We start from the raw sequence: 25550 nt of genomic DNA on the forward strand, positions 1-25550 counted from the left end.
GCTATAAATCTTAACTATACTGGTATTAGCTTTGGCCGCGACTTTGCCACGCTTTATTCACTGAACGTCGCCATAGGTAATCGATACCGAAAAAGCCGATAATGGCGGCAAGTGTTGCGCAGATCAAAGAGCCGACGATAAATGCAGGCCCAATCGTTGTTAGGCTTTGTGCAAGCCATTCCCAACTCGCCTCAAAATGGAATGGTTGTTGTTTTTGGCCAAGAGCAAACACACCGACTAAGTACGAGCAATAAAATATAGGCGGCATCGTGAGTGGATTGGTGATCCACACGAGTGCAATAGACAAAGGCAAGTTGACGCGAAATGGAATCGCAAGTGCTGCTGCCAGTACCATTTGAAAAGGAACAGGGATGAATGCGAAAAATAGCCCCACCGAGAATGCGCCACGTGCTGAGCGCCGGTTTAAATGCCAGAGGTTGGCATCATGCAGTAACTTACCAAAGATTTTTAATGATTTCTGTTGTTTGATTTTATTATGATCAGGTAAAAAGCGTTGAATCGTTTTTTTCGCCATTTGCAGCTGCCATCTACTTGGATTCTGATATGTTTTGGAATAATTCTGGGTTGCTTCAGTGCGGTATTTCTTCTCGACAATTGGCGATTAGCCGCAATAAGCATATTCCTCTACTTCATGGGCCGCTATTCTAAGCTTTTTTGTCCTATATTGGCAGGATTTATTTTAGGGATTTCCATTGTTCTTAGCCATTACTTTGTTTTTTATCAGCTAAAAATACCAGAAATGTGGCAATCGCAGCTTGTTACTGCTTCGGGTAAAGTTATTGAGGTTGATAATTCTGTGATTGGTGAAGCGTTAAAGGTACAGCTAGAGCAAGTTGACGGCTACCAGTTTGCGCGTTGGCGTACTGTAAATGCAAAGCTTTATCGTGATTCATCAACGCCTATGTTGACAGTTGGTGACCGCATTGAATTTACAGTGAAGCTTAAGCGTTATCGTAGCCGGGTTAATATCGGACTTTTTAACGCTGAATTGCATGCGTTTAGAAAGTATATGTATTTCAAGGGCAGTATCAAAACAATCAATTCGGTAGTGAAGGACACTACGTGGCGAGATAACTACCGCTTATTCATAGATAAAAAGCTCAGTGGGCTCAGCTATGCTTGGCTGTATTATATTTTGTTAACCGGCGATACAAGCAAAGTCGACTTCAAAAACAAAACACAATTTAGAAGCCTTGGTTTGAGTCATCTGTTAGCGATTTCAGGGCTTCATATCGGAATGGTATTTGCCATCGCGTTTTTGCTGATAAAAGTCGTGCTGTATTGTGCCCCGATAATAATTTCCCAGGCTGCCAATTTGCATCAGTGGTGTTTAGTTTTTGCGTTACTGTTGTGTTTTGGTTACGTCGTTCTTTGCGGTTACAGTGTATCGGCGACTCGAGCTTTAATCATGGCGATGGTGTGGGTTGCTTGTTACCTCTTTGCCGTGCGACTTAAAGCGCTTCAGGTGCTAACGGTTGCGTTGACAATCGTCTTGATGGTGGACCCGTTTTCATTACTCAACCCTGGTTTATATTATTCCTTTTTTGCAGTTGCGATTATCGTAACGTTAGTGACAAAAGTTGGCCGAGGTTTAGGTGCAAAGCTACTTGCCTTAATCAAGTTGCAGCTTGCGTTATTTATCTGCTTATTACCGCTTAATCTGTATTTCTTTTCCGGTGCGAGCATCATTTCATTGGTTGCGAACATCATAGTGATCCCGTTGATTTCTGTCGTGGTATTTCCGCTACTACTGCTTCATGTTACTGCGTTACACGCTATTGGTTGGCAACTTCCACTTCATTTAGTTGATAATGGGTTAGTGGTTCTTTTTGAGCTGTTGCAAAAGTCTCCAGTAAGTTGGGTAGATATACCCGGCGTTTCGTCCATGTTTCTAATAACCTGCTACTTAAGTGCTGTGCTACTGTTTTTATTCAGAAATTATTTTGGTTTATTACCCATATTGTTTTTCCTCGTTCAGTATCTGTTTCGAGTTTCTCCACTATGGCAAATCGATGTCTTTGATGTCGGTCACGGAACAGCAGTGTTAGTTTCTCGAAATAACAAAGGGCTGCTCTATGATGTGGGGGCCAAGTATTTTGGCTATTTTTCGATGTTTGAGTTTGTGATAAAACCCTATCTTTTGAATAATCGAATTACGCTACAAGATACCATCATTAGTCATAACGATGGTGACCATAATGGTGGCGTTGACGACCTCATAGCTTTTGATGGCGGGAAATCGTTACAGCGTTTTCACCCAGCAAGTGCTGCAGATAGCTGTGTGCTTGGAACACATCAATTTCAAGGGCTAGACATATCCGTGATCTGGCCTCAAGAAATGTCGAACAATGACAACAATAATTCTTGTGTGGTTAGTATCTCAGATGGGCAGTTTACGCTTTTATTACCAGGAGATATTGAGAAAGTCACTGAAACTAAGTTACTTAATCTAGAAAAAGAAGCACTCAAAGCCGATATATTACTGGTTCCACACCATGGTAGTGGCAGCTCTTCGAGCGAGCAGTTTATTCAAGCGGTTGACCCAGATATTGCGATATTTTCTCGAGCCTTTTATTCGCCTTGGAAAATTCCCAATGAGAAAGTGATTGAAAGATACCAAAGAGTTGGGAGTACGCTATTGGATACCGCCTTAGATGGCCATATAAGGATCTCAATTTTTGCTCAAGAAATTACAGTTGAACGAGCTCGAGAAGTGGAAAATTACTGGTTTCTCAGATAATCCATTCAGTTTTAACGAATTGAAAGTTACAATAATGCCATATAGAAAAGTAGAGGCTGGCAATGCAACCAACCGACAAGCAGATTTACGCTAGATTATTTAGCTATGTAAAAGACTTTAAACTCGCTGCCATATTTTCAGTAATTGGTATGATAGGGTACGCTGCGATGGATGCTTCGTTCGTCGCTTTAATGGATCCGTTTATCGATGAGGGTCTCACTGCAGGCAATCGCGATGTACTAAAACTGGCTCCCTTTGTTGTCATCGCGTTAGTCATTGGACGCGGTATCTTTAATTATATGGCATCGTATTGCTTGTCTTATGTTGGGTCTCAGGTTGTGCGTGCTTTGCGACAGCAACTATTTGAACACATGTTGTATTTACCAGTGTCTTTTCATGATCAACATTCTAATGGCGAATTGATATCAAAAATCACTTTTGATACAGAGCAGGTACAGCAAGCCGTCACTAAGGCGCTTCAAGTGCTGATCCGTGAAGGTGCATTTGTATTTTTCCTACTTATTACTATGTTTTATGCAAGTTGGCAGCTATCGCTCATTTTCTTAGTTGTGGTACCAATCGTGGCGGTGATAGTTACTGTGGTGTCTAAGCGTTTTAAGAAAATCTCCAAGAATATTCAAGATGCGATGGGAGAAGTGACGAAAAGCTCTGAGCAAATGATGGCGGGTCATAAAGTCATTCATGGCTTTGGTGGCCAAGATAAAACTATCTCTCACTTTGCTAAAGTTAATAATCATAACCGTCAGCAACGCGTAAAAATGGATGCGACTAAAGCGCTGAGCGTATCTATCATCCAAATCATAGCGGCGAGCGCAATGGCGGTGATACTCGCGATTGTCGCGATGCCTTCTATGGTGGATAAAATTTCATCGGGCACCTTTGTCACTTTGATCACCTCTATGATGATGATGCTGCGTCCTTTAAAACAACTTGCCAATGTGAATAGCGACCTGCAACGCGGGATCTCTGCGGCGAAAAGTGTGTTTGCGGTGATTGATCTTGAAAAAGAAAAGGACACTGGCACTCAGTCTTTATCTCGTGCTCAAGGTAACCTACAAGTCAAAGACTTAACCTTTACTTATCCGTCTAAAAACGATCCGGTGATTGAGTCATTAAACCTTGAAATCAAAGCCGGGCAGAGTATTGCGCTGGTAGGTAGAAGTGGCTCAGGAAAATCAACTATTTCTAATCTATTACCACGTTACTACGATATTGAAGCGGGCAGTATTGAGTTAGACGGCACGAATATAAATGATTTCCAGCTTGCGGATCTACGCGCGCAGTTTTCCATCGTGTCGCAGCAAGTGGTGTTGTTTAATGACACCATTGCAAACAATATTATGTACTCGTTAAAGCAACCCTTATCGCAAGAAGCCCTAGAAAAAGTCGTAAAACAAGCCCACGTCTGGGAATTTGTTAAAGATCTTCCTGAGGGCCTAAATACCCTTGTTGGTGAAAATGGCGTGATGCTTTCTGGCGGACAACGACAACGTATCGCCATCGCGCGTGCTATTGTAAAAGATGCACCTATCCTTATTTTAGATGAAGCAACATCAGCATTAGACACAGAATCTGAGCGTTTGATCCAACAAGCGTTAGAAGAGCTGATGGCCGACAAAACAACCATAGTAATTGCCCATCGGTTATCGACAATCGAGCGTTGCGACTGCATCTATGTGCTAGATAAAGGCAAGATCATCGAACAAGGCAAGCATGCTGAATTGGTCGCGCAGGAAGGGGTTTATCATGCACTTTGCAAAATGCAGTTTGGTGAGCAATAAATGGCATCAAAAATAGAGCAAAGTTGGTATAAAAAACTGGGACTACTAACACTATTATTGCTTCCGCTAAGCCTGTTATTTGGACTTATTAGCTCGATAAGAAAGGGGCTTTATCAACTCGGTTTTTGCCCCGCGTACCGCTCACCTGTTCCGGTTATTATTGTTGGTAACATCAGTGTGGGCGGTAATGGCAAAACGCCATTTGTGCTTTGGTTAGTACCTTTTCTTGAAAAGCTAGGCTTTAAGGTTGGGGTTATCAGTCGAGGTTATGGTGCGAAACCTAGTTCAACCCCGTTTTTGGTCACTGCAGAGACCTCAACGGAAGAGGGCGGTGATGAACCTTGTTTACTCGCCAAGCGGTTGAAATGCCCTGTGATGATTGGTGCTGATAGACAAGCCAGTATCGAGAAATTATTGGATAATAGCGATGTAAACATCATCGTCAGCGACGATGGACTACAGCACTATAAATTGGCACGAGATATTGAGCTCTGTATTGTTGATGCTGAGCGACGCTTTGGTAATGGTTTGTGGATGCCAGCAGGGCCGCTTAGGGAATTACCTAAGCGTATTCAGAGTGTCGATCTTGCCATATATAATGGTGGATGCGAAAGCTATTCCTACACGTTAGAGGCGGTTGGCTTTTTTCGTGTTGCAGACGATAGTCCAGCATCCAATATAGAAATGGTTGGCGCTTCAGTCTGTGCTATCGGCAATCCCGCGCGATTTGAAAATACGCTACGAGATAGAGGAATTGTTCTGAGTGAAAGTCTACATTTTGCGGACCATCATCCATATCAAGCGTCCGACTTCTCGCAAATTGATAACGGCGCTATTTTTATGACAGAGAAAGATGCGGTAAAGTGTCGCACATTTGCAAAAGATAATTGGTATTACCTCAAAGTAGATGCCAAACCTACATCAGCGCTTGAAAAAGCGGTATTAAATTTACTTAAAAAGAAAGAGATTTATCATGGCCTTTGATACCAAATTACTAGAAATAATTGCCTGCCCAGTATGTAAAGGCAAATTAAGATATGACAAAGAAAACAAAGAGTTGATCAGCACTGCAGCCAAGCTAGCTTATCCAATTAAAGATGATATTCCAGTGTTATTGGAAAACGAAGCGCGCGAGCTGAGCAGCGATGAGGTTGAGCAGTGGAATTCGTAGTCGTTATTCCGGCGCGTTATGCTTCAAGCAGGCTGCCTGGTAAACCACTTGCTGATATTGGCGGCAAACCAATGATCCAGCGTGTTTATGAACAGGCTATTCAATCTGGCGCTGCAGCGGTTTATATCGCAACCGATCACAGTGCGGTATTTGAAGCAGCGCAAGGCTTCACTGATAATGTGCTCATGACGCGTGAAGATCACCAATCTGGTACTGAGCGACTCGCCGAAGTTGTTGAACAACTGGAGCTGAACGAACAAACCTTGGTGGTCAACGTACAAGGTGATGAGCCACTGCTAGAGCCTGATAACATCGCACAAGTGGCAGCACTACTGCACCATTCTGATGCACCGATGGCGACTTTGTGCGTTGATGTGGAAGATATAGAAGAGGTGTTGAATCCGAATGCCGTAAAAGTGGTGTCTGATATTCAAGACAACGCACTTTATTTCTCTCGCTCGTCTATTCCGTTTCAGCGTGACAGCATGTTAACGCTCGACAAAAATAACATTCCAGTGAGCCATTTTAAACGTCATGTTGGCATATATGCCTATCGTGCGGGCTTTATTCAAACCTATTTATCGCTAAGTGTTTCACCGCTAGAGGTGCAAGAGTCACTAGAGCAGCTACGTGTGCTGTATCATGGATACAAAATTAAGGTCGCTAAAGCGGCTAAGCCGGTGCATGCTGGAGTGGATACTCCCGAAGATTTGGCACGGGTCCAAGAGATGCTGAATGGAAAAGCTTAAGCTCATTGCGGACGAGGTAGACTATGTGGTTGCATACAAACCACAAAGTATGAGCTTCCATAGTGAGGACGGCGCAGGTTTTGTTGCCTTACTGACGAAGCAACTAGGCTATCCCTTATTTCCGGTTCACCGTCTCGATAAAGTCACATCGGGACTCATCCTTTTAGCGAAGTCTAGCGAGGCTGCAAAGCAGTTGACGAGCCTGTTTTCCGCTCGGAAAATAGACAAATTTTACCTGGCGTTAGTTAGTGCTAAACCGAAGAAAAAGCAAGGCTGGATAAAAGGTGATATGGCTAAGTCGCGTAGAGGCACCTATAAACTGGTTAAAACTAAGCTAAATCCTGCGGTGACTCGATTTTACTCTTGCTCTGTTGCGACCAACCTACGCGCTTGTATCGTTAAACCGTTTAGCGGAAAAACACACCAAATTCGGGTGGCACTAAAAAGCATCGGTGCGCCAATTTTAGGTGATTTAGCCTATAGTGGAGAGCCTGCAGATAGAACTTATCTTCACGCATTTTGCCTTGAATTTGAGTGGCAAGGTAACCATCAACACTATCAAGCTGCGCCTGAAGGTGATGGTGCATTTGGCCATTTATTGGCACATGAAATCTTTGCAAGTTGGCAAAATCCAAGTCAATTAGAGTGGTAACATGACGGATTCGAATAGAGAACTAAGATTTGGCGGTATTGGTCGGTTATACGGTAACGCCGAGTTAGAAGCATTAAGTAAAGCACACTTTTGTGTCATTGGTATTGGTGGTGTTGGCAGTTGGGCTGTAGAAGCTCTGGTGAGAACGGGTATAGGTAAGATAACGCTTATCGATATGGACGATATTTGTGTAACCAATATTAACCGCCAGTTACATGCTCATAGCGAAAGTATCGGGATGCAAAAGATTGAAGCAATGCGAGATCGCTGTCTTGCGATTAACTCAGATTGTGAAGTTACCCTGATCGATGATTTTTTGATGTTAGATAATATTAGAAACTACATTCAAGGCTTTGATTATGTTATCGACTGTATCGACGCGGTTAAAGAGAAAGCGGCACTAATCGCGCATTGTAAGCGCAATAAAATACCGGTGATCACTACAGGTGGTGCAGGTGGTCAAACCGATCCGAGCCAGATCCAATATGGGGATGTGGCAAAGACGACCCATGATCCGCTGCTAGCAAAAGTACGCTATATTCTCAGAAAACAATATAACTTTAGCGATAATCCAAAACGTAAATTTGGCGTGGATTGCGTGTATTCCACAGAGCAACTCGTTTACCCAAGTACCGACGGCACCGTGTGCAAAGCAAAGCAACAAGCTGAAGGTGGGAAAAATATGGACTGCGCGACCGGGTTTGGTTCTGCTACTATGGTAACTGGGAGTTTTGGTTTTTTTGCGGCGTCCAAAGCAATACGTAAGTACCTAGATAAACAAAGCAAAAGCAGCGAATAAGTGTGCTCGTTTGAGCACCTTATATCACTTTATTTTAATATCTCCGCCTTCACTTGGATCTGTTCAACAATCGCACGTATACCATTACCTCTAGATGGACTTAGATGAGCAATTAATCCAAGCGACTCAAACAGTTCATAAGCATTAAACTGGTTCGCTTGTTCTGGCGTTTTACCTGCGTACGCTGCAATGATGATTGCAAGTAATCCTTTGACAATACGCGTATCTGAGTCGGCAATAAGTACGAGCTGCTGCGCACTTTCATCTAAGTCCACATAGAGCCAAACTTTACTATCACAGCCCGACACTAACGCTGAATCAACTTTCAGCGCATCTGGAAGAGTAGGAAGTTGTTTACCTAGCAGCATAATTTCACGGTACTTGGCTTGCCAGCCATGACTTTCAGATAATTTTTTTGTGATATGTTCGATATTCATAAGTTTAATCTAGTAATTCTATTGTGGCATTTAACGCATTAATAAAATGCTCAATATCATCTTGGTTATTATAAAAAGCCAAACTTGCACGTACTGTCCCGTTAACCTTGAGCATTTTCATTAGAGGTTGAGTACAATGGTGTCCGCTTCTGACTGCTACGCCATACGTATTGAGTAGTGTGGCAAGGTCGTAGTGATGCTCGTTTTTATAGTTAAAACTGACGACGCCAACATTGTTTTGTGTATCACCATAAACCGTGATGCCATCAATCTGTCTTAGCTTTTCTATAAGGGAGTGATAGAGCGCTTGCTCATAACATTGAAGTGCATTGGGATCAATTTCGTTTACATAATCTATCGCTGCGGCAAAACCGATAACGCCAGAAATATTGGGAGTACCAGGCTCAAACTTGCCTGGTGCATCTCGATAACTGGATCTCTCGAAGCTCACTTCTTTTATCATTTCGCCGCCGGTTTTGTATACGGGGAGGGCATTTAGTTGCTGGTATTTACCATAAAGTCCACCGACGCCTGTTGGTCCAAGCGCTTTATGAGCTGAAAAAACATAAAAGTCGCAATCCAGTGCCTTCAGATCAGGTCTTAAATGCAGTAAAGACTGCGCGCCGTCGATAACCGTGATGGTACCTAAGGCCTTGCAAACCGAAATGAGCGACTCAATTGGATGAATATTCCCAAGAGCGTTTGAAACATGGCCCACCGCTAACACATCAGGTTTATGCTGCTTTAACAGCGCAATAGCGCCTTGCTCATCGAGGACGCCGTCTGACATAGGTAACACAAGTAAAGTTGCGCCGGTACGTTGACAAGCTTCTTGCCAAGGCACTATGTTAGCGTGATGTTCAAAGGGGCTGATGGCAATTACGCTGTCTGAATTGAAGCGTGCACTCAGGCCATGAGCCAATAAGTTTAGTGATTCAGTAGCGCCGCTGGTCCATACGATTTCTCGTGGTTCAACATTTAAAAAATTTGCAATTGTTTCTCGGGCACTTTCGTAGCGAACGGTGGCGTTTTCACTAAGCGTGTGTAAACCTCTATGTACGTTTGAATTCTCATCTTGATAAAAAGTTTTTATGACATCGATGACTTTGTTCGGTTTTTGCGCAGTTGCAGCAGAGTCAAGATAGCAAAGCGGCTGCCCATCGAGTTGTTTGTTTAGAATTGGAAAGTCGTTGCGCAGAGATTGGATGTCAGTCATAACGTACCTGAGTTAATTGAGCAGCGCGATTCTAACGAATACGCGGCGATATTAAAACAAAAAAGGCCGCTTTAAGCGGCCTTTTCAAACACAATAACGAGATTATCTGTCGTTTTGTGTTTTGTAGTCGCGAGACGTGTAGCCTTTGTAAAGCTGACGCGGACGACCAATTTTGTGTCCTGGTTGAGAAAGCATTTCGTTCCAGTGTGAAATCCAGCCCACAGTACGAGACATCGCGAAGATAACCGTAAACATGCTTGTTGGAATACCGATTGCTTTAAGAATGATACCAGAATAGAAGTCTACATTCGGGTATAGTTTCTTCTCGATAAAGTAAGGGTCTTCTAGGGCAATCTGCTCAAGTTTCATTGCAACGTCAAGCAGTGGATCTTGAATGTTTAGCTCTTTAAGTACTTCGTGACACGTTTGACGCATTACTGTCGCACGTGGGTCAAAGTTTTTATAAACGCGGTGACCAAAGCCCATTAGACGGAACGGATCGTTCTTGTCTTTTGCTTTTGCAACGTACTCGTCAATACGATCAACAGAGCCGATTTCTTCAAGCATAGTTAAACATGCTTCGTTTGCGCCACCGTGTGCAGGACCCCAAAGTGATGCAATACCTGCTGCGATACACGCGTAAGGGTTTGCACCTGAAGAGCCAGCAAGACGAACAGTTGAAGTTGACGCGTTTTGCTCATGATCTGCGTGAAGCATGAAAATACGATCCATTGCTTTAGCAAGTACTGGGCTGACGTTATAGTCTTCAGCTGGCACAGAGAACATCATGTGAAGGAAGTTTTCTGCGTAGCTCAAGTCGTTACGTGGGTATACGAACGGTTGGCCAACATTATACTTGTACGCCATTGCAGCGATCGTTGGTAGCTTAGCTACTAATTTGATTGCACAACGCATGCGCTGGTCTTCATCAGAAATATCCAAATCTGAGTGGTAGAACGAAGATAACGCACCAACTACACCACATAGCATTGCCATAGGGTGTGCATCTACACGGAAGCCTTGGAAAAACGCAGCGATTTTCTCGTGCATCATTGTGTTGCGAGTGATCTCATCTGAGAACTCAGCTAGTTGTTCTTCGCTTGGTAATTCACCGTTTAATAGTAGGTAGCAAAGTTCAATATAGTTAGAATTTTCAGCAAGTTGCTCAATTGGATAACCGCGATGAAGCAGTACACCTTTGGCACCGTCAATGTAAGTGATAGACGAGTCACAAGAGGCAGTCGACATAAATCCTGGGTCATACGTAAATAGGCCGTGAGCACCTAAAGAACGAACGTCAACTACGTCTTGTCCAGCTGTACCTTCGTAAATTGGTAACTCAATCGGATCGTGACCATCAATATGGACTGTGGCTTTTTTATCTGCCATCTATTTGTCTCCTATTTAATAACAATATTCTGATTGTTATGTTGTGATACTAATGTTAAGCAAATTCAGATCATTCTAACTTATAACCTAGGTTAAAAGTCAATTTTTCTGTGATTTATGCATAAATGTATAATAAATATTCTACGGCGATTAAATATTAGACCATTCGCTAATTCGCAAGCGTCTCTATCTAAACAAGAATTGTAAAAGGGCGCATAGCCTTATATACTGTCAACGGTTTTATACCGTATCGTCTGTGGGTAAACCTATTTTTACATCAATTTTTACACTCGAGTGAACTTTTTGGTGTCCTAATTGGTTTATCTAGAGTGTGCCACCTACATTTGCAATATGTAGGTGGGTTTCATAAAAACAAGTAGATGAGCTCCTTTGTGGGCAAAGATGGGCAAGTAACTGTGAAAAAGCAAAGACCTGTAAATCTAGATCTTACGACTATATCTATGCCGCCAACGGCTAAAGCGTCGATTCTTCACCGTGTCACCGGTGTTGCTTTCTTCTTCGCTTTGACCTTTGTGATTTGGGCTTGGTCTGAATCCCTTTCTTCTCCTGAAGGCTTCGAGTTTGTAAAAGAACTGATGTCTGGCTTTATCGCGAAATTCATCGCGTGGGGCACCCTAACTGTATTGTCTTACCACATCATCGGTGGTATCCGTCACATGATCCAGGATATGGGACATTGGGAAGAATTAGAATCAGGCAACAATAGCGCGAAGATTGCACTAGCACTTTGGGTTATCGTAGCAATTTTGGCTGGAGTATGGATATGGTCTTAAATCAAGCGACTCTAAAGCGTGATGGCGTACAAGACTACGTGTCACTACGTACAACTGCGTTAATTATCCTAGCTTACGCGGTATTCATCGTAGGCTATCTTCTAATTACTCCTGAACTGACTTATGAAGCTTGGTCAGGGTTGTTCTCAAACTTAGCTGTGAAAGCATCAACGATGATCACACTAGTATGCATCATGGTACATACACGCATCGGTTTGTGGCAGGTTCTAACTGACTACGTTAAGAACTCAACAACTCGCACTATTCTTGGCTTTGTATTAAACCTTATGGCTTTAGCTTACGTAGCTATTGGTCTGTTTGTTCTGTGGGGTGTTTAAGTGAAATATAACGTACGTGAATTTGACGCAGTTGTAGTCGGTGCAGGCGGTGCGGGTATGCGCGCCGCACTTGCTATCTCGGAATCAGGCAAAACTTGTGCTCTTATTTCAAAAGTTTTCCCAACTCGTTCTCATACAGTATCAGCACAAGGTGGTATCACCGTTGCGCTAGGTAACTCTCACGAGGACAACTGGGAATGGCACATGTACGATACGGTTAAAGGTTCTGATTACATCGGTGACCAAGACGCTATCGAGTACATGTGTAAAACAGGTCCAGAAGCTATCACTGAACTTGAGAACATGGGTCTACCTTTCTCTCGTTTTGAGAACGGTCGCGTATATCAGCGTCCTTTCGGTGGTCAGTCGAAAAACTTTGGTGGTGAGCAAGCTGCACGTACAGCAGCCGCAGCGGACCGTACTGGTCACGCGTTGCTACACTGCCTATATCAGCAAAACGTTAAAAACAAAACAAACGTTTTCTCTGAGTGGTATGCACTAGACCTAGTAAAAAATGACAATGGCGATGTAGTGGGTGTCACCGCAATCGACATCGAATCAGGTGAAATCACTTATTTCAAATCAAAAGCAGTTGTTCTTGCAACTGGTGGTGCGGGTCGTATTTTCGCATCAACAACGAATGCGCACATCAACACGGGTGACGGCGTTGGTATGGCGGTTCGTGCTGGCATTTCAATGCAAGACATGGAAATGTGGCAGTTCCACCCGACAGGTATCGCAGGTGCGGGTGTACTAGTAACAGAAGGTTGTCGTGGTGAAGGTGGTTACCTTCTAAATAAAGATGGCGAGCGCTTCATGGAGCGTTATGCGCCAAACGCGAAAGACCTAGCGTCACGTGACGTTGTTGCACGTTCAATGATGACTGAGATCCGTGAAGGTCGTGGTTGTGATGGTCCTTGGGGTCCGCACATCAAGCTGAAGCTTGACCATTTAGGTGCTGAGACACTTAACTTACGTCTTCCTGGCGTCTGTGATCTCGCGAAGACATTCGCACACGTAGACCCAGCGGAAGAGCCAATTCCGGTAATCCCAACTTGTCACTACATGATGGGTGGTGTACCAACTAATGTAAACGGTCAAGTACTGAACGTAGACGGTCAAGGCAATGAAAAGATCGTTGAAGGCCTATTTGCGGTTGGTGAGATTGCGTGTGTATCTGTACACGGTGCAAACCGTCTAGGTGGTAACTCACTGCTTGACCTTGTCGTATTCGGTCGTGCGGCGGGTAACTTCCTTGGTACTTACTTGAAAGATGCTGAAATCGCTAAAGAAGCAAGCAACGATAACGTAGACGCAGCACTTGCGCGTACTAACCGTTGGGAAACTTCTGCGAAAGGTCAGGGCGAAGATCCTGTACAAATCAAGAAAGATCTACAACGTTGTATGCAGCTTAACTTCTCGGTATTCCGTGAAGGTGATGCAATGGCTGAAGGTCTTAAAGAACTTAAAGAGATTCGTGAGCGTCTACAGTACGCACGTCTTGACGATAAGTCTGCTGAATTCAACACGCAACGTATTGAGTGTCTAGAGTTAGATAACTTGATGGAAACAGCGTACTCGACAGCGGTTGCTGCGAACTTCCGTACGGAAAGTCGTGGTGCACACTCTCGCTTCGATTACCCAGAGCGTGATGATGAAAACTGGTTGTGTCACTCGATTTACAACCCAGAGTCTGAGTCTATGAGTAAGCGTGAAGTTAACTACGCGCCTAAGACTCGTGAAGCATTCCCACCGAAAGCACGTACATACTAGGAGCTAAGCGATGGCAACTTTAGAATTATCTGTTTATCGTTATAATCCTGATGAAGATGCAGCACCGCGCATGCAAGACTACTCTCTAGAAGTAGAGGAAGGTCGTGACATGATGGTGTTAGATGCTCTTATGCAGTTGAAAGAGCAAGATCCATCTTTATCTTTCCGTCGTTCATGCCGAGAAGGGGTATGTGGTTCTGACGGTATTAATATGAATGGTAAAAACGGCCTTGCATGTATTACCCCAATTTCTGCACTGCAAAAAGGTGGTAAAGGCAAGATCGTCATTCGTCCATTACCAGGTCTTCCGGTGATCCGTGACTTAGTAATCGACATGAGTCAGTTTTATACGCAATACGAGAAGGTTAAGCCATTCTTGATCAACGACAAGCCAACTGGTGGTGAAGAACGTCTTCAGTCAATTGAAGAACGTGAAAAGCTAGATGGTCTGTACGAATGTATTCTTTGTGCATGTTGTTCAACGTCTTGTCCTTCTTTCTGGTGGAACCCAGACAAGTTCATCGGTCCTGCGGGTCTTCTACATGCTTATCGTTTCTTGGCTGATAGCCGTGATACAGCGACAGAAGAACGTCTTGCTGGTCTTGATGATGCGTTCAGCGTATTCCGCTGTCACAGTATTATGAACTGTGTTAGCGTATGTCCAAAAGGCCTTAATCCAACTAAGGCAATTGGACAAATTAAATCAATGTTGTTAAACCGTTCGGTATAACACATACTACTAGCTAAGATGGCAAGCAAAAGCTTGCCATCTTGTTTTCGTTTGAGTTTCTGCGCTAGATAAAAGGGCTAATAGATGCACGAAGGTGTGATGAAGGCATGGCTAGAATCTTCGCATTTGTACGGCGGTAACGTTGCGTACGTAGAAGATCTATATGAGGCGTATCTAGATGATGCAGCTTCAGTGCCAGAAGAGTGGCGAGAGGTGTTTGATCAACTACCTAAAGTTGATGGTGTGGATGTTGACACTAAACATTCAGAAGTAAGAGCGCAATTTGCGGAGCTTGCTAAAAACAAACACAGAGAAGTCGTGGTTTCCGCAGAGGGTTCTGCTGATGCCAAGCAAGTTAAAGTTCTGCAGTTAATTAATGCATTCCGTTTCAGAGGTCATCAGAACGCAAACCTAGATCCTTTAGGGATTTGGGATAGAGAACGTGTTCGCGATCTTGACCCTGCTTTTCATGACTTAACCGATGCAGACTTAGATAAAGAATTTAACGTTGGCTCTTTTGCTTGTGGCAAAGAGACAATGAAACTCAAAGACTTGTACGCTGCGCTTAAAGCGACATACTGTGGCTCTATCGGTGCTGAGTACATGCACATCACGTCTACCGAAGAAAAACGTTGGTTACAACAGCGTTTGGAATCGTCCTTCTCGAAGCCACAATTCGACAAAGAAACCAAACTAAGAATCTACAAAGGTCTAACTGCTGCAGACGGCTTAGAAAAGTACTTGGGCGCAAAATTCCCAGGCGCTAAGCGTTTCTCTCTAGAAGGCGGTGATTCACTTGTGCCTATGCTGAAAGAGCTTATTCACCGTGCTGGTGAAAGCGGTCAGCAAGAAGCCGTAATTGGTATGGCCCACCGTGGTCGTCTGAACGTACTAGTGAATGTATTGGGTAAAAACCCACAAGAACTATTTGACGAGTTTGCTGGTAAATACGGCGAGCACGCAGGTTCTGGTGACGTTAAATACCACATGGGTTTCTCTTCTGACTTCGGTACGAAGGGAGGCAATGTTCATATGGCATTGGCATTTAACCCATCTCACCTTGAAATCGTAAACCCAGTAGTAATGGGTTCGGTACGTGCTCGTCTTGACCGTTTGAATTGCCAAAGTGGTTCTAAAGCATTACCAATCACAATTCACGGTGACTCTGCAATCGCAGGTCAAGGTGTCGTTCAAGAAACGTTTAACCTATCGCAAACACGTGCATACGGCGTTGGCGGTTCGATCCGTATCGTAGTTAATAACCAAGTTGGTTTCACTACGTCAAAACGCGAAGATACTCGTTCGACTGAATACTGTACTGATATCGCTAAAATGGTTCAGGCACCTATCTTCCACGTGAACGCAGATGATCCTGAAGCCGTTGCTTTCGTTACACAAGTTGCACTTGATTTCCGTAACAAGTTTAAACGTGATGTGGTGATTGACTTAGTATGTTACCGTCGTCACGGTCACAACGAAGCGGATGAGCCAAATGCAACGCAACCGCTGATGTATCAGAAGATCAAAAAGCACCCAGTACCTCGCCAGTTATATGCTGATCAACTTGTACGCGAAGGTGTGATTTCTGAAGACGATGCGAAACAAATTGCTGACGATTACCGAAATGGTCTTGATAAAGGCGTTTGTGTTGTAGAAGAAATTCAAAAAGAAACCAAGCACTCATCAGATTGGTCTAAGTATGTTGGTCACGATTGGGACACGCCGTACGAGCCAAAAGTTGCGCTAGATAAACTCAAAGCGCTTGGCGAAAAGATTGCGAGCTATCCAGAGGCTCATAAAGCACAATCACGCGTTAAAAAGATTTACGATGACCGTAAACTTATGGCGCAAGGCGAGAAAATGCTCGATTGGGGTATGGCTGAGACATTGGCTTACGCGACCTTGGTTGATGAAGGCACTGATATTCGTCTTACTGGTCAGGATTCTGGTCGTGGTACATTTTTCCACCGTCATGCCGTAGTACATAACCAAAAAGACGCGTCTACTTATCTTCCGCTGCAAAACATTCGTGAGGGCCAAGGCCTGTTCGAAGTGTACGATTCAGTACTATCGGAAGAAGCGGTACTTGCATTCGAATATGGTTACGCGACAGCAGAGCCAACGTCATTGGTACTATGGGAAGCGCAATTTGGTGACTTCGCCAACGGTGCTCAAGTCGTATTCGACCAATTTCTAAGTTCAGGTGAGCAGAAGTGGGGCCGTTTATGTGGTCTAACGCTACTACTTCCTCATGGCTATGAAGGTCAAGGTCCAGAGCACAGTTCTTCGCGTTTAGAGCGTTATTTACAGCTTTGTGCTGACCACAATATGCAAGTATGTGTGCCGTCAACACCAGCGCAAGTATACGCAATGCTACGTCGTCAATCGGTTCGTCCACTGCGTCGTCCTCTGATTGTAATGACGCCTAAGTCGCTATTACGTCATCCATTAGCTGTTTCTAGCCTAGAAGAGCTATCTGAAGGCGTATTCAACAACATGATCGATGAGATTGATGATATCAATCCTGAAAACGTTGAGCGTGTAGTGTTCTGTAGCGGTAAGGTTTATTACGAACTACTGCAAGAACGTCGTAAGCAAGAGCTTAACAACGTGGCTATCGTTCGTGTTGAACAGCTATATCCATTCCCTCACAAAGAGATGGATGAGATCATGGCTCGCTACCAGCACGTAAAAGATTTTGTTTGGTGTCAAGAAGAGCCACAAAACCAAGGTGCTTGGTACTGTTCACAGCATCATTTCTGGGAAGCTATCCCAGCTGGCGCAAATTTGACGTATGCAGGCCGTAAGGCTTCAGCCGCACCAGCATGTGGATACATGTCTACACATACTAAAGAACAAAACGCGTTAATTGCTGACGCTTTAACAATTAAGAAATAAGGAATAAGAGATGACAACCGAAATTAAGGTTCCTGTTCTTCCTGAGTCTGTTGCCGATGCAACGGTTGCTACATGGCATGTAAGCGTTGGCGATAAAGTGACTCGTGATCAAAACTTAGTTGACATCGAAACGGATAAGGTCGTTTTAGAAGTTGTAGCGCCAGAAGATGGTGTTATCGTTGCAATTTCTGAAGAGGAAGGCGCAACCGTTCTTGGCGAACAAGTTATTGCACAACTAGGTGCTGCTGATGAAGCAGCAGCGCCTGCTCAATCAAATGAAAAACCAGCAGCGTCAGAATCGGCGCAAGCAGCAGAAGGTAAAGAAGTGGACATTAAAGTACCTGTACTTCCTGAGTCAGTAGCAGACGCTACTATCGCAACTTGGCACGTTCAACCAGGTGAAGCGGTTAGCCGCGACCAGAACCTAGTTGATATTGAAACAGATAAAGTGGTTCTTGAAGTTGTTGCACCTGAAGACGGTGTGATGGGTGAGCACATCCACGCTGAAGGTGAGACAGTACTAGGTGATCAAGTTATCGGTAAAATCGTTGCCGGTGGCGCACCAGCTGCATCATCAAGTGCGAAGAAAGAAGAAGCACCAGCAGCTGCTTCTGACGAAAACTCAGATGTACTAACACCATCTGTTCGTCGTCTTATCGCAGAGAAAGGCCTTGATGCTTCTAAGATCAAAGGGTCTGGTAAAGGCGGTCGCATTACTAAAGAAGACGTGGATGCTTTCCTTAAAGCTCCAGCAAAATCAGAGTCTAAGCCTGCAGCTTCTGCACCAGCTGCCCCGGTAGGTGAGCGTACACAGAAACGTGTACCTATGACTCGTCTACGTAAGACAATCGCTAACCGCTTATTAGAAGCGAAGAACTCAACAGCAATGCTGACGACGTTCAACGAAGTAAATATGAAGCCAATCATGGATCTTCGTAAGCAGTACCAAGAGGTATTTGAGAAGCGTCACGGTATTCGTTTAGGTTTCATGTCTTTCTACGTGAAAGCGGTAACTGAAGCACTTAAGCGTTTCCCTGAAGTTAACGCGTCAATCGACGGTGACGATATCGTTTACCACAACTACTTTGACATTAGCATCGCGGTATCAACACCTCGTGGTCTAGTGACTCCGGTACTACGTGATTGCGATAAGCTTTCTGTTGCTGAAATCGAGAAGAATATTCGTGAATTGGCTATCAAAGGTCGTGATGGCAAACTAACTGTTGACGATATGACTGGCGGTAACTTCACTATTACCAATGGTGGTGTATTCGGTTCACTACTATCTACGCCTATCATCAACTTGCCACAGTCTTCAATCTTGGGTATGCACAAAATCCAAGAGCGTCCTATGGCAGTAAACGGTAAAGTTGAAATTTTACCTATGATGTACCTAGCACTATCTTATGACCACCGTCAAATCGATGGTAAAGAATCAGTTGGTTTCTTAGTAACAATTAAAGAGTTGCTTGAAGATCCAACACGTCTACTACTAGACGTATAATATTTGTTTAAAGAATAAGCTGTATGCTCGCATACAGCTTTTTTTTTGCGCCTTTGGTCTAAGTGGGGTTTTCATCAGAAGCCTTGGGATCTATACTATGTGCGCAATTTGGGATAGCTGACTATTTGCATAAATATTCAGCTTTTTTAGTATAAAAAATTGGATAAAGCATCATGAATTTGCATGAGTATCAGGCAAAACAACTTTTTGCCGAATATGGTTTACCTGTATCAGAAGGCTTTGCTTGTGATACACCTCAAGAAGCAGTTGAAGCTGCTGGTAAAATCGGTGGAGACAAGTGGGTTGTTAAGTGTCAAGTACACGCTGGCGGCCGTGGTAAAGCTGGCGGTGTTAAACTTGCAGACAGCAAAGACGAAATCCGCGCATTCGCTGAAAACTGGTTAGGTAAAAACCTAGTTACTTACCAAACAGACGAGAAAGGTCAGCCTGTTGCTAAAATCTTAGTAGAAAGCTGCACTGATATTGCAAATGAACTATACCTAGGTGCTGTTGTTGACCGTGGTTCACGTAAAATCGTGTTCATGGCATCAACTGAAGGTGGTGTAGAAATTGAACAAGTTGCAGAAGAAACGCCTGAACTAATTCATAAAGCTGAGATCGACCCACTAGTAGGTCCTCAAGCTTACCAAGGTCGTGAGCTAGCGTTCAAACTAGGTTTGAACCCAACTCAAGTTAAGCAATTCACTAAGATCTTCATGGGTCTAGCGCAAATGTTTATCAACCACGACTTTGCTCTACTAGAAATCAACCCTCTAGTTATCACAGACGCTGGTAACCTACACTGCCTAGACGGCAAAATCGGTGTGGACGGCAACGCATTGTTCCGCCAGCCTAAGATCCGTGAATTCCACGATCCTTCACAAGAAGACGCACGTGAAGCACACGCAGCAAGCTTTGAGCTTAACTACGTAGCACTAGACGGTAACGTTGGTTGTATGGTTAACGGTGCAGGCCTTGCGATGGGTACTATGGACATCGTAAACCTACACGGCGGCAAGCCAGCTAATTTCCTAGACGTTGGTGGCGGCGCGACTAAAGAGCGTGTATCTGAAGCATTCAAGATCATCCTTTCTGACGACAATGTTAAAGCAGTACTAGTTAACATCTTCGGTGGTATCGTACGTTGTGACATGATCGCTGAAGGTATTATCGGTGCGGTTAAAGAAGTTGGCGTAAACGTACCAGTAGTTGTACGTCTTGAAGGTACTAACGCTGAAGCTGGTCGTGAAGTACTAGCTAACTCTGGCCTTGACATCATTGCAGCTGAGTCACTAACTGACGCTGCTGAGAAAGTAGTTGCTGCTGCGGAGGGCAAATAATGTCTGTACTAATTAACAAAGATACTAAAGTAATCTGTCAAGGTTTCACTGGTGGTCAGGGTACTTTCCACTCTGAGCAAGCTATCCAGTACGGTACGCAAATGGTTGGTGGTGTTTCTCCTGGTAAAGGCGGCACAACTCACCTAGGTCTACCTGTATTTAACACAGTACGTGAAGCGGTAGAGTCAACTGGTGCAACTGCATCTGTTATCTACGTACCAGCTGCGTTCTGTAAAGACGCTATCCTTGAAGCGATCAGCGCAGGTATCGAACTAATCGTATGTATCACTGAAGGCATCCCTACACTAGATATGGTTGATGTTAAAGTGAAGCTAGAAGAAACTGGCGTTCGCATGATTGGTCCTAACTGCCCAGGTGTTATCACTCCAGGTGAAACTAAGATCGGTATCATGCCAGGTCACATCCACTTGCCTGGTAAAGTAGGTATCGTGTCACGTTCTGGTACTTTGACTTATGAAGCAGTTAAGCAAACAACTGACGCTGGCTTCGGTCAATCTACTTGTGTTGGTATCGGTGGTGACCCAATCCCAGGCACTAACTTCATCGACGTTCTAGAGATGTTCCAAAACGATCCGCAAACGGAAGCTATCGTAATGATCGGTGAGATCGGCGGTACAGCTGAAGAAGAAGCGGCTGAGTACATCAAGCACAACGTAACTAAACCTGTCGTTTCTTACATCGCAGGTGTTACTGCTCCTCCAGGTAAGCGTATGGGTCACGCTGGTGCAATTATCGCAGGCGGTAAAGGTACAGCTGATGAGAAATTCGCAGCACTTGAAGCAGCGGGTGTTAAAACAGTTCGCTCTCTTGCAGAAATTGGTTCTGCACTAAAAGAGAAAGCGGGTTGGTAAGTTAATACCACTCGTTAAAAAGGCTCCTTATGGAGCCTTTTTTGATCTACTTAAGCAGATCAAAAAATTGGTATTATCACAGCGAGTGTAATTAAATCGACTTCGGTGAGAGGACTGTGCATGCCTTACCAAACTTTAGGGCAGCTCTGTGAAACAATGAAAGCTGAACTCTTAGCGTTCACTGATGAACATCCTGAATTTATTAGGACAAAACATACTCGAGGCGAAATAGTGCTGTCACAAGGTGATAAACAGGACGTAGGCTATTTTATCGAAAAGGGGAAGCTAGTTTCCTCAGCTATCAGCGAAGGTGGAGAGATAAGGCATAAGGAGTTTTATTTTCCAGGTGAGCTATGTATTTTGTATGCCGAGTGGATAAGGGACTTATCCAGCCACTTTCAACTAGCTGTAATTGAAGATGCGATATTAGTGCACGTTCCCTTGAGCCTGTTCAAGCAGCAGACAACAACAGAGCTTAAATTAAAGTTGTTTCAACAACAGCTACTTTTTAAAGAGGCAAAGGAAGCTTTTTTACTTTTAAACACGGTTGAAGAACGCTATCGATTTTTACTTGAGTATAGAACTGACTGGGTAATGAAAATTACTAATCAAGATTTGGCAAACTATCTAGGATGCACCGCACAAGGGTTATCAAGAATTAAAAATAGAATAAAGAAAAGAAATTAATTAATTTATATTAATAATAAACCACTATTAGAAACTAAGGTTTCTAGTGGTTTATTATGATTTTAGGAACTACTTGGTAACGGTTTTGGTATTTAATTGACTACTTTGCAGTGGGGTATATACATCTCTATACATTACTGAAGAACCAAAAAAGCTCCTGTAAGTGCCAAGTATTACTTTACCGCCTTCACATGCGGCTTCTTCTTCAGTCAAATACCAAGGCGTATTTGAGCGCTCCGAAGCTGAATAACTATAGAGTACGCCATTGACGGTAGTTATACCATTTGCTGCATAATAGCACTCACTTGAATAATAAGTAATTTCTTGGGCAGATACTGCCGATGCTCCTAATACCATAGATAACGCAATGAGTGATTTCATTCTAGTTTCCTTTAAAATGTTAACTTACGTTGATTTGAGAATTTATCATAGAAGAGTTTTTAAAATATGCCACCAGTAATTTATGAAGTTTTTTATTTAAAAGTTGCAATTTTTATATTAGTTGCTATTTGAAGGATTTTTGTCGTAATTTGAAGTTGTCTTGTTAGAGATAAAAACAGCTAGAGCAAGACAATTTTGTCGGTGGTGGTAACCGTTAGTAGCCTTATAAGCTATATTCACGCTCTACCTTGGCAATACGAGTCGTATAACTTTGATACCATTTTTTATTGCCATTTTTTTGCGCCTCAATATGCTCAGCATTGGCTTTCCATGCTTTGATTGATTCTAGGTCGCGCCAATAAGAAACGGTGATCCCAACCTCCTCACGCGCTGATTCTAATCCTAAAAATCCGGGTTGAAGCTGTGCAAGCTCGACCATTCTCGAAGCGGTTTGGGCGTAACCCTCGTCGTCTTCATTTTTAATATTGGTAAAAATTACGGCGTAATAGGGTGGTGGTGGAGTAGTTGCTATCATAAGTTGTAACGCAGTAAATTGCAGGTGTTAGGTTTATACCAATTAACCCGTGCTTAAATCAATCACGATAAATGATGAGTTGCTTATCAGAGCATCTCATCATGTAGCTATCGCTAAGGTTATTCAACCCCAAAAGGGTTGTCTATGCTATGTGCAGGTTCAGTAAACCAACGTGGACCATCGTCGGTCATATAGAAATGGTCTTCCAAGCGAATGCCAAATTCATCAGGAATAACCAGCATAGGTTCATTTGAAAAACACATTCCAGCTGCAAGCGGTTCTGGGTTGTCTTTGACTAAATAAGGCCATTCGTGGATATCTAAGCCGATACCGTGCCCAGTGCGATGTGGGCAACCTGGTAGTTGATAGTCAGGACCGAGCCCATTGCTGGCAATATACTCTCTCGCGGCTTTATCAACAGCGCCACAGGGCGCACCAATTTTGGCTGCATTAAATGCTGCAATTTGCGCTTGCTTCTCGATTTGCCAAACGGACTTTTGCTTTTCACTGGGGTCGCCAAAAACATAAGTACGGGTGATATCACTAAGATAGCCGTGTAACTTACAACCTGTGTCGACGAGAACCACATCGCCTTTTTTCAGCGTTTGTGGATTTTTTACACCATGTGGGAATGACGACGCCACACCAAATAGCACAATACAAAAATAATTGCCCGGTGCCCCCACTTTTTTGTGCGCTTCATTAATAAAAGCTTCAACTTCGGTTGTGGTGATCCCTTCATACAGCATAGATGCCGTTGCTTTATGTACGGCAAGTGTCATGTCCATTGCACGTTGAATAAGGGCAATTTCATTGGCCGATTTATGCATTCTACAATGCGCAGTTACTGCCTTTGCATTGATAAGCGAAAGCTCAGGTGCCGCGATTCTGATCCCATCAGCAACAAAAAACGCAGTGCTTTCGTCAATGGCGAGTGTGCCTGTGCTATCAATATTGAGTGTGTTAAGTACGTTTGCGACGAGCTGGTAAGGAGATTCTTCTTCTTGCCAAGCATGAATAGGGCCTTCAATCAGCCAATAATCCTTAATAGAGCCAATTTCAAAAAACGGGACGATAAACTGAACTTGTCCATTGGCGGGTAAAATAGCACCGACCAAACGCTCACTGGCGTACCATTGCAAACCAGTAAAGTATTTTAAATTTGTACCAGCATTTAAATAGAGTGCATCAATGTTGTTCTGCTGCATATATTGTTGAGCTTTCTCTATTCTTGCTAAATACTCGCTTTCGCCAATTGGCGCTACGCCTTTGGTCATATCTTCTAAGTTATCTAGCGCCTGTTGCGCGCCTTGGTATGCAATACCTTTCATTTTTGTGATCCTTAGCTAATTAAATCGAGCAATACTAAAGGGAGTAAGATCGATGTCGTTGGGCTTGTTGTCAATAAGATCTGCGATACATTCACTTGAAATTGCGGCTTGGGTCAGTCCTAAGTGCTGATGACCCAGTGCAAAATAAAGGTTGTGATGATTTGGCGCTTGTCCGATGACAGGTAAATAATCTGGGAGTGAGGGACGGCAGCCAACCCACAACGCTTCACTGTGCTGTGGCAGAGGTTGCCTTAATAGAATACTTGCGTGATGTAACAATACGCGAGCACGGCTGTAGTTGGGTTTACTCTCCAGTGCGGCAAATTCTACCGTTCCGGCCAGTCTCAAACCTTGTGACATGGGCGTCATGATAAACCCTCGCTCACTTGATGCGACAGGTCGTGTAAGCGTATTATTCACTGCCAACATGTTGTGATAACCGCGCTCGGCAATCATGGGCAGTGAGTAACCTAAAGATGCACAGAGCGTTTTACTTGCAGCACCCGTTGCCACAACGACTTTGTTAAAGATCATCTTGTGGTTATTCGAGTTGAGTGTGTAGCCATGCTCTGTGTGGGTAATATCGTCGATTGAGCCTTGTTTGAATGCTCCCCCTAGCTGCATAAACTGCTCATATAACGTCAAACAGAGAGCGTAGGGATCTGTGCTATGCGCGACTTTATCAAAATACAGTGCCGAGGTAATGGTACTTGATAGGCTCGGCTCCATTTCTCGGGCTTGATCACCTGTAAGTAAGCTCACTGAGATGTCTTGTTCGGCGTATTTTTTATAGCTTTGACGCGCAGAGCTTTCGTCACTTTCAAATACCAGTAAACTGCCGTTGCTAGATATAAGTGTATGATACTTATCACCAAGTAAACGCTGGTATGCGGGTAGTGCGCGTTCATTTAAACTTCTAAGTGCGATTGTACCTTTGTGGAAATAGCTACTTTTCATTTGCTTTAAGAATCGTACAAACCAAGGAACATTTTTGAGCAAAGAGGTGGTCTCAATTCGCAAAGGCCCCATCGGATTGACTAACATGCCAGGCACTTTTGTTAGTAAAGCTGCATCTGCCATGGGAAATACCTGTTCTGTGGCAAAATGCCCCGCATTACCCTTAGAGCATCCCTCTGCGGGCTGATTTTTATCGAGCAAGGTAACAGCGTGGCCTCGTCGAGCTAATTGCAGCGCGGTGGTGATCCCAATGATCCCTGCGCCGATCACTGCAATTTTATTATTACTTTCCACAATTTACCTCACCATCCTAAATTGTATTTCCACATAGACATCAATCAGGCCTCGTTTAAATACCAAAAAGAAAAAATTTACCACTTATAAATCATAAAATTACAGATGTTTAAGCCAGTCATTTGAGTTGATGGCTAAAA

General features: G+C 43.7%; 24 protein-coding genes. 16 read left to right on the forward strand and 8 right to left on the reverse strand.

All coding sequences use genetic code 11. From position 1 onward, the window contains the following. Positions 1-25: 25 nt before the first annotated feature. Complete coding sequence (locus JJQ94_RS13725; RefSeq protein ID WP_099029636.1) at positions 26-535, reverse strand: DUF2062 domain-containing protein; 510 nt, start codon at positions 533-535, stop codon at positions 26-28. On the opposite strand from JJQ94_RS13725, the gene JJQ94_RS13730 reads away from it, so the two are divergent. From JJQ94_RS13730 to tcdA, 7 genes are all read left to right on the forward strand, one after another. After that, the gene (locus JJQ94_RS13730) at positions 536-2761 is read left to right on the forward strand and encodes a DNA internalization-related competence protein ComEC/Rec2 (protein ID WP_236596629.1); all 2226 of its coding nucleotides are present in this window, start codon (positions 536-538) and stop codon (positions 2759-2761) included. A 62-nt stretch (positions 2762-2823) separates the two neighbouring features. Then, complete coding sequence (gene msbA / locus JJQ94_RS13735) at positions 2824-4563, forward strand: lipid A export permease/ATP-binding protein MsbA (protein ID WP_099029635.1); 1740 nt, start codon at positions 2824-2826, stop codon at positions 4561-4563. Continuing rightward, on the forward strand, positions 4564-5547 hold the full coding sequence (lpxK, locus tag JJQ94_RS13740) for a tetraacyldisaccharide 4'-kinase (RefSeq protein ID WP_099029634.1): 984 nt from the start codon (positions 4564-4566) through the stop codon (positions 5545-5547). Further along, a complete protein-coding gene (locus tag JJQ94_RS13745; protein WP_010371492.1) occupies positions 5537-5734 on the forward strand; it encodes a Trm112 family protein in 198 nt (65 codons plus the stop codon). The genes lpxK and JJQ94_RS13745 overlap by 11 nt, the downstream gene beginning before the upstream one ends. Continuing rightward, on the forward strand, positions 5722-6483 hold the full coding sequence (gene kdsB, locus JJQ94_RS13750) for a 3-deoxy-manno-octulosonate cytidylyltransferase (protein WP_099029633.1): 762 nt from the start codon (positions 5722-5724) through the stop codon (positions 6481-6483). The genes JJQ94_RS13745 and kdsB overlap by 13 nt, the downstream gene beginning before the upstream one ends. Next, complete coding sequence (locus JJQ94_RS13755) at positions 6470-7135, forward strand: TIGR01621 family pseudouridine synthase (RefSeq protein ID WP_099029632.1); 666 nt, start codon at positions 6470-6472, stop codon at positions 7133-7135. Before kdsB ends, JJQ94_RS13755 begins: the two co-directional genes overlap by 14 nt. Before the next feature lies 1 nt (position 7136). Next, positions 7137-7934, forward strand: a complete 798-nt coding sequence (tcdA, locus tag JJQ94_RS13760; RefSeq protein WP_099029631.1) for a tRNA cyclic N6-threonylcarbamoyladenosine(37) synthase TcdA — start codon at positions 7137-7139, stop codon at positions 7932-7934. Positions 7935-7963: 29 nt separating this feature from the next. On the opposite strand, the gene JJQ94_RS13765 is transcribed toward tcdA, so the two are convergent. The 3 genes from JJQ94_RS13765 to JJQ94_RS13775 all read right to left on the reverse strand — a co-directional run bounded on the left by JJQ94_RS13765 (position 7964) and on the right by JJQ94_RS13775 (position 10976). Then, entirely contained in the window at positions 7964-8371 is a 408-nt protein-coding gene (locus JJQ94_RS13765) for a SufE family protein (protein ID WP_099029630.1), read from the reverse strand. 4 nt (positions 8372-8375) lie between these two features. Continuing rightward, positions 8376-9587 (reverse strand): aminotransferase class V-fold PLP-dependent enzyme, encoded by a 1212-nt coding sequence (locus tag JJQ94_RS13770; RefSeq protein ID WP_099029629.1) that lies wholly within the window; start codon positions 9585-9587, stop codon positions 8376-8378. A 102-nt stretch (positions 9588-9689) separates the two neighbouring features. Beyond that, positions 9690-10976 (reverse strand): citrate synthase, encoded by a 1287-nt coding sequence (locus JJQ94_RS13775; RefSeq protein WP_010371472.1) that lies wholly within the window; start codon positions 10974-10976, stop codon positions 9690-9692. Between the two features lie 416 nt (positions 10977-11392). On the opposite strand from JJQ94_RS13775, the gene sdhC reads away from it, so the two are divergent. The 9 genes from sdhC (at position 11393) to JJQ94_RS13820 (ending at position 21912) form a co-directional block, all read left to right on the forward strand. Continuing rightward, the gene (gene sdhC / locus JJQ94_RS13780; protein ID WP_125252744.1) at positions 11393-11770 is read left to right on the forward strand and encodes a succinate dehydrogenase, cytochrome b556 subunit; all 378 of its coding nucleotides are present in this window, start codon (positions 11393-11395) and stop codon (positions 11768-11770) included. Beyond that, positions 11761-12108 (forward strand): succinate dehydrogenase, hydrophobic membrane anchor protein, encoded by a 348-nt coding sequence (gene sdhD, locus JJQ94_RS13785; protein WP_099029628.1) that lies wholly within the window; start codon positions 11761-11763, stop codon positions 12106-12108. Before sdhC ends, sdhD begins: the two co-directional genes overlap by 10 nt. Next, a complete protein-coding gene (gene sdhA, locus JJQ94_RS13790; protein WP_010371464.1) occupies positions 12109-13881 on the forward strand; it encodes a succinate dehydrogenase flavoprotein subunit in 1773 nt (590 codons plus the stop codon). It begins immediately after the preceding gene. Between the two features lie 10 nt (positions 13882-13891). Further along, complete coding sequence (locus JJQ94_RS13795; protein ID WP_088530556.1) at positions 13892-14611, forward strand: succinate dehydrogenase iron-sulfur subunit; 720 nt, start codon at positions 13892-13894, stop codon at positions 14609-14611. An 84-nt stretch (positions 14612-14695) separates the two neighbouring features. Further along, positions 14696-17509 (forward strand): 2-oxoglutarate dehydrogenase E1 component, encoded by a 2814-nt coding sequence (gene sucA, locus JJQ94_RS13800; protein ID WP_010371459.1) that lies wholly within the window; start codon positions 14696-14698, stop codon positions 17507-17509. A gap of 10 nt (positions 17510-17519) precedes the next feature. Next, entirely contained in the window at positions 17520-19013 is a 1494-nt protein-coding gene (gene odhB, locus JJQ94_RS13805; RefSeq protein ID WP_099029627.1) for a 2-oxoglutarate dehydrogenase complex dihydrolipoyllysine-residue succinyltransferase, read from the forward strand. Positions 19014-19186: 173 nt separating this feature from the next. Then, positions 19187-20353: an ADP-forming succinate--CoA ligase subunit beta gene (gene sucC, locus JJQ94_RS13810; protein WP_010371452.1), complete on the forward strand. Its 1167-nt coding sequence runs from the start codon at positions 19187-19189 to the stop codon at positions 20351-20353. Further along, positions 20353-21225, forward strand: a complete 873-nt coding sequence (sucD, locus tag JJQ94_RS13815; RefSeq protein ID WP_010371451.1) for a succinate--CoA ligase subunit alpha — start codon at positions 20353-20355, stop codon at positions 21223-21225. The genes sucC and sucD overlap by 1 nt, the downstream gene beginning before the upstream one ends. A gap of 120 nt (positions 21226-21345) precedes the next feature. Then, complete coding sequence (locus JJQ94_RS13820) at positions 21346-21912, forward strand: Crp/Fnr family transcriptional regulator (RefSeq protein ID WP_099029626.1); 567 nt, start codon at positions 21346-21348, stop codon at positions 21910-21912. 69 nt (positions 21913-21981) lie between these two features. On the opposite strand, the gene JJQ94_RS13825 is transcribed toward JJQ94_RS13820, so the two are convergent. From JJQ94_RS13825 to JJQ94_RS13840, 4 genes are all read right to left on the reverse strand, one after another. Beyond that, the gene (locus JJQ94_RS13825) at positions 21982-22293 is read right to left on the reverse strand and encodes a hypothetical protein (RefSeq protein WP_099029625.1); all 312 of its coding nucleotides are present in this window, start codon (positions 22291-22293) and stop codon (positions 21982-21984) included. A 223-nt stretch (positions 22294-22516) separates the two neighbouring features. Beyond that, positions 22517-22828, reverse strand: a complete 312-nt coding sequence (locus JJQ94_RS13830; RefSeq protein ID WP_010604654.1) for an antibiotic biosynthesis monooxygenase family protein — start codon at positions 22826-22828, stop codon at positions 22517-22519. Between the two features lie 119 nt (positions 22829-22947). Beyond that, on the reverse strand, positions 22948-24159 hold the full coding sequence (locus tag JJQ94_RS13835; RefSeq protein ID WP_099029624.1) for a M24 family metallopeptidase: 1212 nt from the start codon (positions 24157-24159) through the stop codon (positions 22948-22950). A gap of 15 nt (positions 24160-24174) precedes the next feature. Continuing rightward, complete coding sequence (locus JJQ94_RS13840) at positions 24175-25410, reverse strand: NAD(P)/FAD-dependent oxidoreductase (RefSeq protein ID WP_099029623.1); 1236 nt, start codon at positions 25408-25410, stop codon at positions 24175-24177. Positions 25411-25550 lie beyond the last annotated feature (140 nt).

The sequence above is a fragment of the Pseudoalteromonas sp. GCY genome (assembly GCF_016695175.1).
In the GTDB taxonomy this organism is placed as follows: domain Bacteria; phylum Pseudomonadota; class Gammaproteobacteria; order Enterobacterales; family Alteromonadaceae; genus Pseudoalteromonas.